The following is a 14,735-nucleotide window of genomic DNA, read 5'->3' on the forward strand; positions in this document are numbered from 1 at the left end:
TACTTCCGTGTTAATTACGACGGCGTTCTGACATCTGCTGCCATACGGTGCCTGCTGCGGCTTCACCTGAGGCGATACGCTCCAAAGCCATCTTGGCCTGAAGGCCAACCTCGAACTCTGGATCATCCGCTGCAAGTGTGAGCGCATCTTGAGCTTCGGATGTGCCAACTTCATAAAGAAAACGAGCTGCGCGCCAGCGGACAAGCTTGCTCTTATCTGTTAGCGCCGCCGTCATCACTGGCGTGGCGGCAGGATCGCCGATGTCGGATAGCGTATCGCCAGCCGTACGTCTTACGGCTGGGGCGCTGTCAGCCATCGCCTCATAGAGCAGCTCCATCGCCTCAGGCGTGCGAAGGTCGCCTAGATATACGACCGCAAGCCTGCGAATATGCAGCTTGGGATCGTGTAGCGCCGCCTTAAGCTCCGGCAGGAGCTCCGCCGTCGGCGTAAGATCCTCTAGCGCGGCGTAGCGCACGCGCCAATCCTCATGCTTCAGGTCTCGCAGCAGCTCATCCTGTGTGCGAGTTCGTCTCTGCTCGACGAACTCACCTTCGGCTCCGTGCGCAATGGCTTGCTGCACGAGGGAGTCGAGGCGTTCCTGCGGATACGCTGCCTCGATCTCTTGCTCGACCTCGCGCGCAATGTCCGCGGGCTCGCCGTAACGCACGCCGTAATCGGTGAGCTTGCGCTCTTTAATCATCACGGCGCTAGCCACATCCATAACCGCTTTAGTAAAGCGGTTAGCTAAGGATATGCGCTCTTCATTCGCGCCCGTTTTGACGCGGATTTGCATCGGAATTCCGCGGAATAATTGGACGAAGACCTGCGCTTCCCCAAAATGAGCACCGGCATTCTCGTCAGCTAGGCTCCAATCTCCAGTTACACCTTCGCTGTTAGCGAAGCGGCTTTGAACTTCTCTTAGAATGGCTGCCCAATCGGCATTGCCTTTGCGCTCAAGTGCTGCAAAGTCAGCAGCATGATAAATGCTAATAACGCCCGGTATCGTTAACATTTCACGTGCCCAAGCAGGTGCGGAACGCTCACTTTCTGGAGTATAGGTTCTGCGAATTCCGGGTTCTAAACTTTCGTCCAAATGTAGCTTCATCGTATTTGGACTTGGAGTCGGTTCAATAAAAGTAATCTTCATACGTAGCTCCCCCTTGAACGGTATATGCACCGCCATACTTTATACACATATTATCTCATTTCTGGCGTGAAACCAAAAGAACTCTTCTATTATTTCGCTAAAGTCTGCAATTGTGATGAATAAAAGGGCGAACCTTTATCATGCTATTTGTATATTTTGCAAAATACGCTGCTGTTCAATATAGTTGTAGTATATTCGCTAAAGCTAGGATTGCTCGGTAAACTTCTGTAGAAGAGGTGTTGTATGCCTAAAACTCGTTACCATAACGTCGATAATGTAAGTACCGATAAATCATTAAAGGAATTTCGCCAGTGGCGTGAGGAGCGTCGTCGCAAGAAGAAGGACTATTCATATGTTGTACCGAATAGGCCGCCCAGATTATCTTATCTGTCTGAGAATCGATTGGAGTCTACCATTACGTGGATTGGGCATTCAACATTTTTCCTTCAATATGAAGGGATGAATATCATTACAGATCCCATCTGGGCGAGAAGGCTGGGCTTTGAGAAAAGACTGGGACAACCTGGGATTCCACTTAGCGAAGTGCCACCGATTGACCTGATTCTGATTTCGCACTCTCATTATGACCATTTGCATATCGCCTCTATCCGCAAATTATATCGGGCAGGGACAACGCTTGTTGTTCCTGTTGGTCTGAAGCGAAAAATGCTTCGCAAAGGGTTCCACAACTGTGTGGAAATGGAATGGTGGCAGGAGATTAAGCTAGGTAAGATCAAGCTTAGTTTTGTGCCTACCCAGCACTGGACGCGGAGAACGCCATGGGATACGAATACTTCTCATTGGGGTGGGTACATCTTGGAGCCCGCTGATTCCGGAAATCAGAAGTCTTCTCCGAATCTTTATTTCGCTGGGGACAGCGGTTATTTTCCTGGCTTTAAGGAGATCGGAAGTCGTTATAAGATCGATATCGCACTTATGCCGATTGGGGCCTATGAACCGGAATGGTTCATGACCTCTCAGCATGTAAATCCTGAGGAAGCCATTCAAGCTTTCCTAGATGTAGGGGCGGAGACCATGATTCCGATGCATTACGGTACCTTCAGACTTGCTGATGATACCGCCCGGGAAGCACTGGATCGCATGGAGAACGCCCGAGTTAAACACGCGATTTCGGAGGAAAGAATTCGTACACTCGGTTATGGAGAAACACTGGTCGTACAAAAGGAGAATCGCACATCTGGGGAATAATTGAAAAAATTCCTCCTTAAAAGTTGTCGCCGTAAAACAGTTGGAAAAGTTTCGTAGGAGTGAGATCAGCTTAAATGCCTATTTCACGGGATTTTTGCACTGATTTTATGCTATAATGAGCCGAAACCCTAAAGTGAAAAGGATGGTAATGCGTAATGATTAGCACAAGCGGCGTAACACTCCGCTACGGAAAACGCGCTCTCTTCGAAGATGTAAACATAAAATTCACCCCTGGTAACTGCTATGGTTTGATTGGTGCCAATGGTGCTGGTAAATCAACCTTTCTGAAAATTCTGTCTGGGGAGATTGAAGCGAACACGGGTGATGTTCATATAACACCAGGTGAACGCCTTGCAGTTCTGAAGCAGAATCATTTCGAGTACGATGAATTCCCAGTACTTGAAACAGTAATTATGGGTCACACTCGTCTTTATGAAATCATGAAAGAAAAGGACGCGCTTTATGCGAAGTCTGATTTTACGGAAGCAGATGGTCTACGTGCCGGTGAGCTTGAAGGCGAATTTGCAGAACTTAATGGCTGGGATGCAGAGCCGGATGCGGCGGCTATGCTGATCGGTCTTGGCATTATGCGTGAACTGCATGATAAGAAAATGGCCGAACTGAGCGGCAATGAGAAGGTACGGGTACTCTTGGCACAAGCCTTGTTTGGCCGTCCAAACAACCTCCTGCTCGATGAGCCTACCAACCACTTGGATCTAGAATCGATTGGCTGGTTAGAGAACTTCCTCATGGATTATGAAGGTACTGTTATCGTCGTATCCCATGACCGTCACTTCCTGAACAAAGTATGTACGCATATTGCGGATATTGATTTTGGCAAAATCCAGATGTACGTTGGTAACTACGACTTCTGGTACGAGTCCAGTCAGCTTGCTCAAGCTTTACAGCGTGATTCGAACAAGAAGAAGGAAGATAAGATCAAGGAACTGCAAGCCTTTATTCAGCGTTTCTCGGCCAATGCTTCCAAGTCTAAACAGGCGACTTCTCGTAAGAAACAACTCGAGAAAATTACGTTGGATGACATTCGTCCATCTAACCGTAAATATCCGTTCCTCAACTTCAAACCTGAACGTGAAGCAGGTAAGCAGCTTCTGACGATCAGCGGATTGACCAAATCGGTTGAAGGTGAGAAGGTTCTTGATGAAATCAGCTTTGTAGTTAACAAAGGTGATAAGATTGCTTTCGTGGGTCCTTACTCCCAGCCTAAATCACTTCTATTTGATGTGATCATGGGTGAGCAGGAAGCGGATGCGGGTGAATATGCGTGGGGCGTCACTACAACTCAAGCTTATTTCCCAAAAGACAACTCCAGCTATTTCGATGGCGTGGACTTGAATCTCGTAGAATGGCTGCGTCAGTATTCTAAAGATCAGGATGAGACGTTCCTGCGTGGATTCCTTGGACGGATGCTGTTCGCCGGAGAAGAAGCACTGAAGAAAGCAAGTGTATTGTCCGGGGGCGAGAAGGTTCGCTGTATGTTGGCGAAGATGATGCTGAACGGTGCGAACGTACTTGTATTCGATGAACCTACCAATCACTTGGATCTGGAATCCATTACGGCACTGAATAACGGACTGATCGATTTCGACGGGACTATTCTCTTTACTTCCCATGACCATCAGTTCATCCAAACGATTGCTAACCGTATCATCGAGATCACACCTACAGGTGTAATTGATCGCACGATGACTTACGATGAGTATTTAGAAAATCCTGAAATTAAGGAAATGCGCCAACGCATGTATCCTGTAGAAGTATAATATTTACTTTCCGTTATGCGGAAGGAACCCGTTAATCAGCTACTCTAATCCTGATAGGATTAGGGTAGCTGTCTTTATAATTTCGATTTTGAAAAGGTAACGGTAGGTGAAGCATGTGGACAGAACTATTTTTATTATGCGGCATGGGGAGACCGAGTTTAATACGCAAGGTCGTTACCAAGGCCAATTGGACTCACCTCTGACTGAGCATGGAATGGATCAAGTCAGACAAATGGGTAGGCTGCTTCGTTATTCGGTGGAGCATCCCTCCGAATGGAAGGTGATTTCAAGTCCACTTGGGAGAGCGCTGCAAAGCACACAAATTTTGTGTGAAATCTTAGGTTATGATTTCAATGAAATAGAAACGGATTCTAGGTTAAGTGAAGTTTCCGTTGGTTCTTGGTCAGGGCTAACGCTCAAGGAAATTGAGCAGGGCTGGCCAAATAGTCTTGAAGATACGACTATGTATGATTGGTATTTTCGTTCACCAGATGGAGAGAGCTATGAAGTGGTTCAGGAGCGTGTCACAGACTGGCTGGATAGCTTGTCCTCCACTCCGCGGGTCATTGCGGTTACACATGGATTAACAAGTAGAATTCTACGGGGAGTATACGCTGGGCTTACAAGACAGGAAGCCTTATCACTTGAGGTTTCCCAAAGCGCATGTTTTCAGTTGTCTAATTGTACAATAAAGAGAATCAGTTATGAATTTGATGAGTTCTAGCCCATCCTTTAAGGCAGACGAACGCATAAAAGGCTGCGTTGTCCCTGAGGGATGCGCAGCCTTTTATGTTTATAAAATAGTACTAGGATCCGCCGGTACGACGGCGTTGGTTGTTAGGCTTTTTGTTATTCTGACTTTTTAGTGGTTTAGCGGATCCGGCCTGAAAAGTTGATCCAGGTTTGGAGGAAGATTGTTGTTTCTTCTGCTCCAGCTTTTGCCGGATAGCTTCAGCTAAATTGATTTTTCCTTTTTCATTGTTTTCGCTCATTATGATAACCTCCTTTGAAGCAAGTCCTTCACTTTATTCTAATTGTTTTTAAATGCTGCTACAAGGGCAAGAATAATTGAAAGAATTCTTTTCTAACAAAACAGAAAACGAGGAGATAGCCAAAATGGTTGATATTTACGAAGATATACGTAAAGGCGAGCGTGGCGCTTGGGTTAGCATAGCGGCTTACCTCATTTTATCGACTTTCAAGCTTGTTAGCGGTTATCTATTCGCCTCTAGTGCATTGGTCGCGGACGGAGTCAATAATTTAACTGACATCGTAGCATCTGCAGCCGTGTTGGTTGGTCTAAAGATTTCGCGGAAGCCACCTGACTCTGACCATGCTTATGGACATTTTCGGGCAGAGACAGTAGCTGCATTGTTGGCTTCTTTTATTATGGCGGTAGTAGGTATTCAAGTGATTGTGGAGGCGGTGCGGTCCTTTTTCGATCGTGCAAAGGAAACCCCGCAGCTATGGTCTGCTGGTGTGGCTCTAGTGTGTGCAGTAGCAATGATGGGAGTATACATATACAACAAAAGGCTGGCTAAGCAGATAAATAGTAGTGCGCTCATGGCAGCGGCGAAAGATAATTTTTCCGATGCTATGGTTAGTATAGGTGCTGCTGTTGGGATTGTAGGTGCTCAGTTCGGACTGCCATGGATTGATTCTGCGGCGGCAGTAGTTGTCGGACTGATTATCTCTAAGACGGCATGGGATATTTTTCGTGACTCGACCTACCGGCTTACGGATGGCTTTGATGAAGATAGATTGATGGATCTACGTAGTACGATTGCTCGAACACCGGGAGTAGAGGGGATTAAAGATGTGAAGGCACGGGTTCATGGGAATCATGTACACGTGGATGTTGTAGTGGAGGTAGACGCGAATATTACAGTGGTGGAAGGTCATAGGATCAGTGACTCCATTGAAGAGAGAATGAGCAAGCTACACAATATTATGAATGTACAGGTACATGTGGAACCTAAAGATTAAATTTGAAAAATTCTATTTTAAGGAAAAAACAAACATATTTAAGGAGGATTCAAGACTATAGTCCTGTATTTTACCATAAAGTGGCATGATTATATGTGCAATTTGGAGCATGTTCCAAATCCCGGGCAAGCCTATAATGAGGGCATAAAGGAATGTAGTACACACCTTTGTTGAAATCTCATCATGGTATTGGGGGAACGTATGATTAAATCACATAAGCAATTAACAGCATCCTTATTGGTTTCAGCTGCAATTGTTGCAGGTTTAGGAGTATCTGCTCCTGGAAATGCAGCAGCAGCCTCAAGTCCATCAAATTCAGTTATGGCAGCAGCAGCCGGTCAAACAGCGGTCATCGAGGCAAGTGTTCGCCTTCGCAGTACACCTTCTACAAGTGGAGAAGTAGTGAAGTATTTGCAAAAAGGAGATCAAGTGCAGATTGTGGCACAACCGAATAGCTATTGGTATCAGGTGAAAGCAGCGGATGGATCCGTAGGCTATACTAGTACAGATGATAAGTATATCAGCGTAAATTCATCTTCAGTAGGTACACCAACAGCACCATCAGCACAAACGGGAACCATAAAATACGGAGTGAATCTTCGAACTGCGCCTTCTACAAGCGGAAAAGTACTGAGACTTCTGAAGAAGGGGGAACAAGTACAGCTTCTGGCACAGCCGAACAGCTCCTGGTATCAAATTCAAACCTCTGATGGTAGCATTGGATATATAAGTTCAAGTGATCAATATACTTCGTTCGCTAATAATGGGGGGACTGGGACGGTAACGCCGACACCAACGCCGCCAGCACCAGTACCACCTATTTCTACACCTGGGGCTTCTGCCCAAATCGAGAGCGTAATCTCAGCAGGTATGGGCTATCTTGGGACACCTTATGAGTTTGGTTCCAGCAGATATGATACAAGCACCTTCGATTGTTCTGATTTTATCCGGCAAATTTTCATGGATGCTGTGAATTTGAAACTGCCTGCTGATTCCCGTCAACAGGGAGATTGGGTGAAATCGAATAGTACGGTAGTTACGTCTACTTCCGGTTTGAAACGCGGCGATCTAATGTTCTTTATGGATTATAAAGGGAACTCCGCTTCAGCGTATGAAGGGATCGACAAATCTAAGGCAAGAATATCGCATGTTGCTATGTATCTAGGAGATGGACAAGTTCTCCATACGTATTCCGTAGCTTCAGGCGGGGTGAAAGTAGATAAATTAAGCGCTTCTTGGACGAATCGTTTCCTCTTCGGGGGATCGGTCATCCGATAATTATATAGGTATACAGAAGCGGCAGCATCGCATGTTTGTGACGGGTGAACAAAGGCGGCGTAAGCGCAAAAGCTACCCCCTCAGTAGAATGATCTACTGAGGGGGTAGCTTTTTGTAAATATAGGAATTTATATGTTCCGTTCTATAAATTATCCTTATATTTCTCGCTTAAACACTTGCCGTCCTTATAGGGACGCCGAAGGCGTTTATGCTTGTTATCATCTTTTCTGTACTAATTACATAATTACATTGGCAGCAACAGGAACCTTTACCCACGCTTTTCCTAGCCAAGTGTAGATTTCTCTCCATTCATTGCCCCAGGTATCCGTGATCACTTCACCTGTGGTATCAAGCGTTTGAGCGCTAAGCCAGCCTGCGGGAATCATACTGCCAACTGAAAAGTGGAAAGCTGTTTTTTCGGTTAGAACAATTTGTGGTGTGGCTGGAGTAATATCCGATGGGGTAATGATCGTTTCAAAAGATATTGTGTAAGTGCTTCCAGTTTCGGTCGTAGAATCTGTAGTTGTCCCTGTTACCTCTGCGGCTGATGCTGTAGCTGCTATTGAAGCCATAAGCCCCAAGGCAACTGTAATGCTGGCGAATTTTTTCATGTTAAGTTCCTCCTCATTATGATCTAACGTCAAAACTTTTTCTTATTTTCTCAAGTGACATCTGTGTGGGAATGACCTATACTTTCTGCATGATGAATAAGATATATGGATAGATATGGGAGGAGGCTACATCGATCTACCTCTGCGTCCCGTGAAGAGGGAAACAACAAACAGAACCAAGAATACGAAGAATAGTATCTTTGCAAGACCAGCAGCGGCTGCTACAAGATTGAAGAAACCAAAGATACCAGCGATTACAGCTACAACTAGCAGAATTGCGGACCATTTTAACATTACATATCACCTATCCTTTTTTTGATTTGTAGTCATTGTATAAACGGGGACTTTGATTCTGAAACAAAGGGGAGCAGGGAGTTTTGACAACGCTCGACAGATTGTTTCGGCATATGGTAGTAGGGGTAACTATGCAGTATACAAGGCTGATTAGCCACTATTTATGAGATTTGGAAGGGGTTATGAATATGATCATTGAACTTAGTGTAGCTCTCGTTGCTATCGCATTCGCAATACTTGTTTTCTTTCTAATTAAGACTTTGCAGTCAGCGAAGCAATCTCTCGACAAAGTAAGCCAGACCTTGGTGGAAGTGCAGAAGACGATGGATGAACTGACTTATGAAGTGAAGACTACAGTCAGACATGCAAATGAAATTACCGCTGATGTACAGAATAAAATTCAGAAGATTGATCCTGTCATAGATTCTGTGAAAAATTTGGGAGAAGTTATGAATGAGTTAACCTTAACCGTTAAGCAAGTTTCAGTAACTGTGATTGAGAGATATCGTAAATCACATGAGCTGAGGGAGAAGCGTAAGGGGGTATCCATAAAAGAAGCTCCGCTGACTCCAGCTGAGGAACGTACGGTAAACTCTTATGATGCTGTTAATAACGAGAAAGCACCGGGGAAAATAGCTACTGTGTTAAAAAGTGTAGATGTAGCTGCAACTCTTTGGAAAAAATTCCGTCATTAAAGTTAAGGCAGCAAGTCCTCTGTAAATGGCGGCTGCAGATAAGAAAGGTGGGATAACAACATGAACATTATCATACTCTTGTTTAGTCTACTTTCCCCATACTTTGATGCGTCTCCACAGTTGACGCCTATCTCGACTTTTAGTGATCAGCCTAAGACAGTTCTTACATTCGAACATTCCTCAGAAACGAGCCCTGCTATAAATCGGTTTGATTCACTGCAAGGTGTTGCTTTATATGCTACGAAGGAAGAATTGCTTCTGGCCAAGGGCAATCCGCTGGCGGTAACAAATGATCCATTGCAAGGGACAGAGGAGTACCAATACGCAGATGTAACAGTGGGTGTTGGTGAGGGGTTTGTACTGTATGTGCATGTCTCACCTTCTCAAGCACAGCAGTTTGGTCTAAAGGTAAATGGGGTGGGAATTGATCCCGTGAAGGATAATGTGCAATCGACCTTGGGTAAACCGTATTTTATTGCCGAAGATGGTGATGTATATATGAGAGGAAACAATGCGCTCAAAATATATCGAAATTTGGCAGGTGAATTTGAAGGTATTGATTTATTTGATAGTATTTCTTCTTAATATGTTTCACTTTTGATCATTTTGGTTAATAAACAGAGGCTGTCTTTACCATAGAGTAACCTCCCGAACCACTAGATGTAGTGGTTCGGGAGGTTACTTTGCTGAAGGCGTAAATGAACCTATTACTATATTTACATATATTAAAAATAGAAATAACACATTTAAATAGCGTATGATATAGGTAATGAGTCGCAGAATTTTAGGTTCGTAATACTATTCGTGTGAGGTGAAGATGATGAGAATCTTAATCGTAGATGACAATCCGACTAATGTTATCATTATCCGTGAAATCCTAAAAAAAGAAGATTACCGAAATTTCGTAACCGCATCCTCTGCAAAAGAGATGCTTACACGGTTGGGTATCGGTTCTGTGAGTGAAGATGGACGTCCTAGGATGTCAGATATCGATCTGATTTTACTGGATATGATGATGCCGGAAATGGATGGAATCGAGGCATGTCGTGTTGTACAGCAATACGAACACCTAAAGGATATTCCAATAATAATGGTTACAGCTGTTGGCGATTCCAAGAAGCTGGCAGAAGCACTGGATGCAGGTGCAGTAGATTATGTTACGAAACCCATTAACAAAGTGGAGCTGATGGCCCGAATTCGGCTCGCGCTGCGGTTGAAGCGAGAGAAAGATTGGCATAAGGAACGAGATCAGCGAATTCAAGAAGAATTGAGACTGGCCGCACTTGTTCAGAATGCTGTGTTGAGCTTGCCTCTTCAGGAAGAAAATTTTGAGGTCAATGCCATCTATCAGCCATCCTCTGAGCTTGCCGGTGATTTATATGCGTGGTACCCCCTTGGTGATGGCCGATATGGCGTGATCCTGCTGGACATTATGGGACACGGAATATCGTCATCTCTTTTTTGTATGTTTCTTGCTTCTGTGTTAAAGGACACGGTAACTACGTATGTAGAGCCGGAAAAGGTAATTCAGGAGCTCAATCGAAGGTTTAATCAGCTCTATATTGAGAAAAAACTGATCCAATACTACTTTACGACCATTTATCTTGTGATAGATACCCGTATGAAACGTATTGACTACGTCAATGCCGGGCATCCACCTGCGCTATTTTTTGAAGGTGTGGCTAAGACTCCGGTCATGCTGGAAAGTAACTGTCACCCAGTAGGTTTGTTTGAACGGATTGATATTCAGCCACAGAGCTTAACCTATGAAGATGAAGGGCATCTAGTTCTTTATACAGATGGTCTATTGGAACTGGTTGAGGGCGAACAAGAAGAGCAGCTGAAATTTATGATTCAACATTTAAATGTTGAACATGAGTGGAACGAAGAAGCTATTCGAGCTGCTTTTTTCAATGTTGAGGTTCCTAAAGAGCGTGATGATGATAAGTGTATTGTGTGGATCTCACTGAAGAAGGGAACAGATAGAGAATGAAGATAAAGGCTAAACTCTTAATTGGCTTCAGTGCTTTGTTAGCGATTATGCTTGCACTTACGATGATAGGATACGACCGCTTAAATTATATGAATACCCAACTGGAAGGGTATCAGGATAGATATATGAAGGGGCGGTCTTCTTCAGGGATGCGTGGAGAAGTCAATGATATGGCGCGAATATTAACCACGACCATGTTAAGTGCAGATGCATCATCGGTAGAATCTCAAAAGAATGAGATTGATAAAAAGATCACTAAAGCGAATGAGCACTACGAGAAAATAAAAGCGTCGATGACTAGCGCTGAAGAAATGCAAATGGTTAGTCAAATAGATGGTGCGTACACCACTTATTTAAATTATCAGGAAAAGGTATTGAAATTGCTATCGGCTGGTTATTTTCAGAATGCTAGCACGTATTCCAACACAGAGGGACAAGCGATTCAGAATGCCGTGTTAAACGCTCTGAACAGTCTCTCTGATTATAATGCTTTTATTATGAATGAAGAGAGTACGAAGGCCAACGAAGCTTATAAAAGTTCGACTCAGATGGTAGTTCTAATGATGATTATGGGCTTACTTCTCGGACTTGGAGTGGTTCTATGGATCATCCCAAGCATCACTCGGGGGCTTAATGTCGTTTCGATGATGATTACCAGCTTTGGCAACGGTAGAGTGAGGGCCATACGGCGTATAAAGGTTACTACTAAAGATGAAATTGGTGAGGTTGCTCTTGTCTTTAAGAAGATGGCTTTAGATCTTGAACAGAAGCAGGAAATGGAACAGGCCTATGCGCAAGCGCAGAATGACCAATCCTGGCTGAATGCGAATGTTGCTCGGGTGACGGAACTATTGCGAGGTGTTAGCTCCTTGGATCAGGTCTCACAGACCTTCATCAATGAGTTTACCCCTGTGCTGGGAGCACAGTTCGGAGCTGTATATTTAAAAGATGCCAATCGTCCTGATTTTTTACGAAGCAGTGGATATTATGCAGTAGATAATGATAAGAAACCTAAGGACGGGTTTGTGATTGGAGAAGGGCTTGTAGGACAAAGTGCGCTCGATATGCACCCGATCAGACTGGAGAAGGCTCCTGAAGACTATTCATCCGTTAAGTCCGGATTCGTGGATGCGCAACCTGGATATATTTCTATCCATCCGCTTATTTTTGAAGACGAACTGCTAGGCGTAGTAGAATTTGCTTCATTCCAACCTTTTAGCAGTTTGAAAAATGATTTGCTGCAACAACTCGCTAATAATTTAAGTATTATTTTTAATAATATTAGCCGTCGTTTGATCGTGGAAAAATTGTTGCGTGATTCACAAGCTCTTACGGAAGAGCTGCAGTGTCAGTCGGAGGAATTACAGACTCAGCAAGAGGAATTGCGCCGTTCCAATGAGAACTTGGAAGAGCAGACGGATGCGCTTAAACGTTCGGAAGAATTGCTCCAGCGTCAGCAGGAAGAACTGGAGCATTATAATACGGAACTTATTGCCAAGACCCGCGCTTTAGAGGAACAAGTGCAGGAGGTTGAAGAGAAGAAAGACGAAATTGAGCATGCAAAAATTCAATTAGAGAAACAGGCCAAGCAATTATCCGTTACTAGTAAATATAAATCAGAGTTCTTGGCGAATATGTCTCATGAATTGCGAACTCCGCTCAACAGTCTCTTGATTCTATCGCAGCTACTTACGGAGAATAAGGATGGCAACTTGTCAGAGAAACAGGTTGAATTTGCACATACGATTTATATGTCAGGTGCAGACTTGCTTAAGATGATTGATGAGATTTTGGACTTATCCAAGGTTGATGCTGGCAAAATGGAACTGAACCAAGAAGAAATAAAATTAACGGAGCTGAAGAGCTTTGTGAAGCAGAATTTTGCTCCGCAAGCGCTCAAAAAGGGACTTTCTTTAAGAATTACCTTTAACGAGCCGCTGCCAGATAGTGTCATTGCCGATGGTCATCGGTTGAAGCAGGTGCTAAGAAATCTGCTTTCTAATGCCTTTAAATTTACGATGGAAGGATTTATTGAGTTCTCGGTTAGCCAAGCAGATGGCAATCTTATTCCGCTAGATCTGCCAAGTGAAGTTGAATATATTGCTATTGCTGTGAAGGATAGTGGAATTGGTATTCCGGCAGACAAAACTGATATTGTGTTCGAAGCCTTCCAACAGGTGGATGGAACTACCAGCCGTAAATTTGGAGGGACAGGATTAGGCTTGTCTATTAGCCGTGAGTTAGCGCGTTTAATGGGTGGAGCTATTGTGCTGGAATCCCGTGAGGGTCAAGGTAGTACCTTTACTATGTATTTGCCGGTTATAGGGAATTATAATAAGCAACCTTCAGTAATAGAAGCTGCTGCTTCTAGAGAGGATGTAACCTTCGAAGAATACATCGGAGATATGACTCCAACCCTTGTACCAACACCAGTCCATAAACCTATTCCACAATTGATGATCGATGATGACCGTGATCATTTGACTGCAAATGATAAGGTTCTGCTTATTATTGAAGACGATGAGAGCTTTGCGAAAATATTGCTGGATATGGCTCATGGCCGCAATTTCAAAGGACTTGTAGCCCTTCAAGGCGATACTGGACTGCAGATGGCGAAGACTTATCTACCTGATGCGATTATTCTAGATATTCAGCTGCCTGTTATGGACGGTTGGACCATCCTTAGAGAGTTAAAAAGTGCATCACAGACCCGCCACATTCCTGTCCATGTCATCTCTGTGAATGATGAAGTGAAGCAAGGACTTATGATGGGGGCTATGGCTTATTTAAGAAAACCATCTTCTAGAGAGGCTCTAGAGCGGGCGTTCTCGCAAATCGAGAATTACACCTCCAGTACGTTGAAATACTTGCTGATTGTTGAGGATGATGAAATTCAACGTCGTTCAATCATGGAATTGATCGGTCACGACGATGTGGCCATAACCGCAGTTTCAACTGGCGGGGAGGCACTGAGTGAGCTGCGGAAGCAGAGATATGATTGTATGGTTCTGGATCTGATGCTTGAGGATATGACAGGTTTCGATCTGCTGGATCAAATTCGTGATGATGAGGAATTAAATGATCTACCTATTATTATTTATACGGGTAAGGATTTGGATGGGAAAGAAGAGACGCAGCTGCGCAAATATGCGGAATCAATTATTATCAAGGATGTACGTTCTCCAGAACGGTTATTGGATGAGACTACGCTGTTCTTGCACCGGGTAGAAGCAAATCTTCCGGAAGATAAACGTAAGATTCTGCAGAAGCTTCATAATAAAGAAGAATTGTTCGAAGGAAAGAAAATACTGCTCGTTGATGATGATATTCGCAATGTCTTTGCGCTCTCCAGTGTACTCGAAGAGTATCATATGGAAGTGAAGTTTGCGGAGAATGGACGCGAGGCGCTGGAAATGCTGGTAGAGCAAGAAGATTTCGATCTTGTATTAATGGATATGATGATGCCGGAGATGGACGGATATGAGGCTATGCGCCGGATCCGCGAGATGCCGCAGTATCAGAAACTCCCTATTATTGCGCTCACCGCCAAAGCTATGAAAGAGGATCGTGCCAAATGTATTGAAGCTGGAGCCTCCGACTATATGAAGAAGCCAATCGCAACAGGTCAACTTCTATCTTTAATGCGAGTCTGGCTGTATTCGTAACCTCAATATTGGGGTAATACTTTAAAAGAACTAACAAAAAGCCATTCTTCAAAAGTACGGCGTGTTGATAAGGGAG

Annotated in this window: 13 protein-coding genes; 9 read left to right on the top strand and 4 right to left on the bottom strand. The window is 44.1% G+C overall.

Going from position 1 to position 14,735, the window contains the following annotated elements; all coding sequences use genetic code 11:
• Positions 1-10: 10 nt before the first annotated feature.
• Positions 11-1,147 (bottom strand): virulence factor, encoded by a 1,137-nt coding sequence (locus PAENI_RS07740; RefSeq protein WP_042191874.1) that lies wholly within the window; start codon positions 1,145-1,147, stop codon positions 11-13.
• 243 nt (positions 1,148-1,390) lie between these two features.
• On the opposite strand from PAENI_RS07740, the gene PAENI_RS07745 reads away from it, so the two are divergent.
• The 3 genes from PAENI_RS07745 to PAENI_RS07755 all read left to right on the top strand — a co-directional run bounded on the left by PAENI_RS07745 (position 1,391) and on the right by PAENI_RS07755 (position 4,861).
• On the top strand, positions 1,391-2,356 hold the full coding sequence (locus PAENI_RS07745) for an MBL fold metallo-hydrolase (RefSeq protein WP_149644883.1): 966 nt from the start codon (positions 1,391-1,393) through the stop codon (positions 2,354-2,356).
• 155 nt (positions 2,357-2,511) lie between these two features.
• Entirely contained in the window at positions 2,512-4,137 is a 1,626-nt protein-coding gene (locus PAENI_RS07750; protein WP_042131056.1) for an ABC-F family ATP-binding cassette domain-containing protein, read from the top strand.
• A gap of 115 nt (positions 4,138-4,252) precedes the next feature.
• Entirely contained in the window at positions 4,253-4,861 is a 609-nt protein-coding gene (locus PAENI_RS07755) for a histidine phosphatase family protein (protein WP_076285588.1), read from the top strand.
• An 82-nt stretch (positions 4,862-4,943) separates the two neighbouring features.
• Here PAENI_RS07755 and PAENI_RS07760 read toward each other — a convergent pair whose 3' ends face one another.
• Positions 4,944-5,129, bottom strand: coding sequence for a hypothetical protein (locus PAENI_RS07760; protein WP_042191867.1), 186 nt, complete (start codon positions 5,127-5,129; stop codon positions 4,944-4,946).
• 124 nt (positions 5,130-5,253) lie between these two features.
• On the opposite strand from PAENI_RS07760, the gene PAENI_RS07765 reads away from it, so the two are divergent.
• Both PAENI_RS07765 and PAENI_RS07770 read left to right on the top strand, forming a co-directional pair.
• Complete coding sequence (locus PAENI_RS07765) at positions 5,254-6,123, top strand: cation diffusion facilitator family transporter (RefSeq protein ID WP_042191865.1); 870 nt, start codon at positions 5,254-5,256, stop codon at positions 6,121-6,123.
• 201 nt (positions 6,124-6,324) lie between these two features.
• On the top strand, positions 6,325-7,401 hold the full coding sequence (locus PAENI_RS07770; RefSeq protein WP_076285484.1) for a C40 family peptidase: 1,077 nt from the start codon (positions 6,325-6,327) through the stop codon (positions 7,399-7,401).
• Between the two features lie 236 nt (positions 7,402-7,637).
• On the opposite strand, the gene PAENI_RS07775 is transcribed toward PAENI_RS07770, so the two are convergent.
• Positions 7,638-8,012 (bottom strand): hypothetical protein, encoded by a 375-nt coding sequence (locus tag PAENI_RS07775; RefSeq protein ID WP_149644884.1) that lies wholly within the window; start codon positions 8,010-8,012, stop codon positions 7,638-7,640.
• 126 nt (positions 8,013-8,138) lie between these two features.
• The gene (locus PAENI_RS07780) at positions 8,139-8,306 is read right to left on the bottom strand and encodes a DUF1328 family protein (protein WP_042131050.1); all 168 of its coding nucleotides are present in this window, start codon (positions 8,304-8,306) and stop codon (positions 8,139-8,141) included.
• 188 nt (positions 8,307-8,494) lie between these two features.
• Here PAENI_RS07780 and PAENI_RS07785 point away from each other — a divergent pair, with 188 nt between their 5' ends.
• The 4 genes from PAENI_RS07785 to PAENI_RS07800 all read left to right on the top strand — a co-directional run bounded on the left by PAENI_RS07785 (position 8,495) and on the right by PAENI_RS07800 (position 14,659).
• Complete coding sequence (locus tag PAENI_RS07785) at positions 8,495-9,001, top strand: DUF948 domain-containing protein (RefSeq protein ID WP_076285482.1); 507 nt, start codon at positions 8,495-8,497, stop codon at positions 8,999-9,001.
• A 60-nt stretch (positions 9,002-9,061) separates the two neighbouring features.
• Positions 9,062-9,586: a hypothetical protein gene (locus tag PAENI_RS07790; RefSeq protein ID WP_149644885.1), complete on the top strand. Its 525-nt coding sequence runs from the start codon at positions 9,062-9,064 to the stop codon at positions 9,584-9,586.
• A 235-nt stretch (positions 9,587-9,821) separates the two neighbouring features.
• Positions 9,822-10,994 (top strand): SpoIIE family protein phosphatase, encoded by a 1,173-nt coding sequence (locus PAENI_RS07795; protein WP_076285480.1) that lies wholly within the window; start codon positions 9,822-9,824, stop codon positions 10,992-10,994.
• On the top strand, positions 10,991-14,659 hold the full coding sequence (locus PAENI_RS07800) for a response regulator (protein ID WP_149644886.1): 3,669 nt from the start codon (positions 10,991-10,993) through the stop codon (positions 14,657-14,659). Before PAENI_RS07795 ends, PAENI_RS07800 begins: the two co-directional genes overlap by 4 nt.
• Positions 14,660-14,735 lie beyond the last annotated feature (76 nt).

The sequence above is a fragment of the Paenibacillus sp. B2(2019) genome, assembly GCF_008370385.1.
Lineage (GTDB): Bacteria > Bacillota > Bacilli > Paenibacillales > Paenibacillaceae > Paenibacillus_AQ.

What these genes read in the sequence shown, in the direction of transcription:
- PAENI_RS07740 (WP_042191874.1), bottom strand. Translation starts at nt 1,147, where the DNA reads ATGAAGATTACTTTTATTGAACCGACTCCAAGTCCAAATACGATGAAG.
- PAENI_RS07745 (WP_149644883.1), top strand. Translation starts at nt 1,391, where the DNA reads ATGCCTAAAACTCGTTACCATAACGTCGATAATGTAAGTACCGATAAA.
- PAENI_RS07750 (WP_042131056.1), top strand. Translation starts at nt 2,512, where the DNA reads ATGATTAGCACAAGCGGCGTAACACTCCGCTACGGAAAACGCGCTCTC.
- PAENI_RS07760 (WP_042191867.1), bottom strand. Translation starts at nt 5,129, where the DNA reads ATGAGCGAAAACAATGAAAAAGGAAAAATCAATTTAGCTGAAGCTATC.
- PAENI_RS07765 (WP_042191865.1), top strand. Translation starts at nt 5,254, where the DNA reads ATGGTTGATATTTACGAAGATATACGTAAAGGCGAGCGTGGCGCTTGG.
- PAENI_RS07770 (WP_076285484.1), top strand. Translation starts at nt 6,325, where the DNA reads ATGATTAAATCACATAAGCAATTAACAGCATCCTTATTGGTTTCAGCT.
- PAENI_RS07775 (WP_149644884.1), bottom strand. Translation starts at nt 8,012, where the DNA reads ATGAAAAAATTCGCCAGCATTACAGTTGCCTTGGGGCTTATGGCTTCA.
- PAENI_RS07780 (WP_042131050.1), bottom strand. Translation starts at nt 8,306, where the DNA reads ATGTTAAAATGGTCCGCAATTCTGCTAGTTGTAGCTGTAATCGCTGGT.
- PAENI_RS07785 (WP_076285482.1), top strand. Translation starts at nt 8,495, where the DNA reads ATGATCATTGAACTTAGTGTAGCTCTCGTTGCTATCGCATTCGCAATA.
- PAENI_RS07790 (WP_149644885.1), top strand. Translation starts at nt 9,062, where the DNA reads ATGAACATTATCATACTCTTGTTTAGTCTACTTTCCCCATACTTTGAT.
- PAENI_RS07795 (WP_076285480.1), top strand. Translation starts at nt 9,822, where the DNA reads ATGAGAATCTTAATCGTAGATGACAATCCGACTAATGTTATCATTATC.
- PAENI_RS07800 (WP_149644886.1), top strand. Translation starts at nt 10,991, where the DNA reads ATGAAGATAAAGGCTAAACTCTTAATTGGCTTCAGTGCTTTGTTAGCG.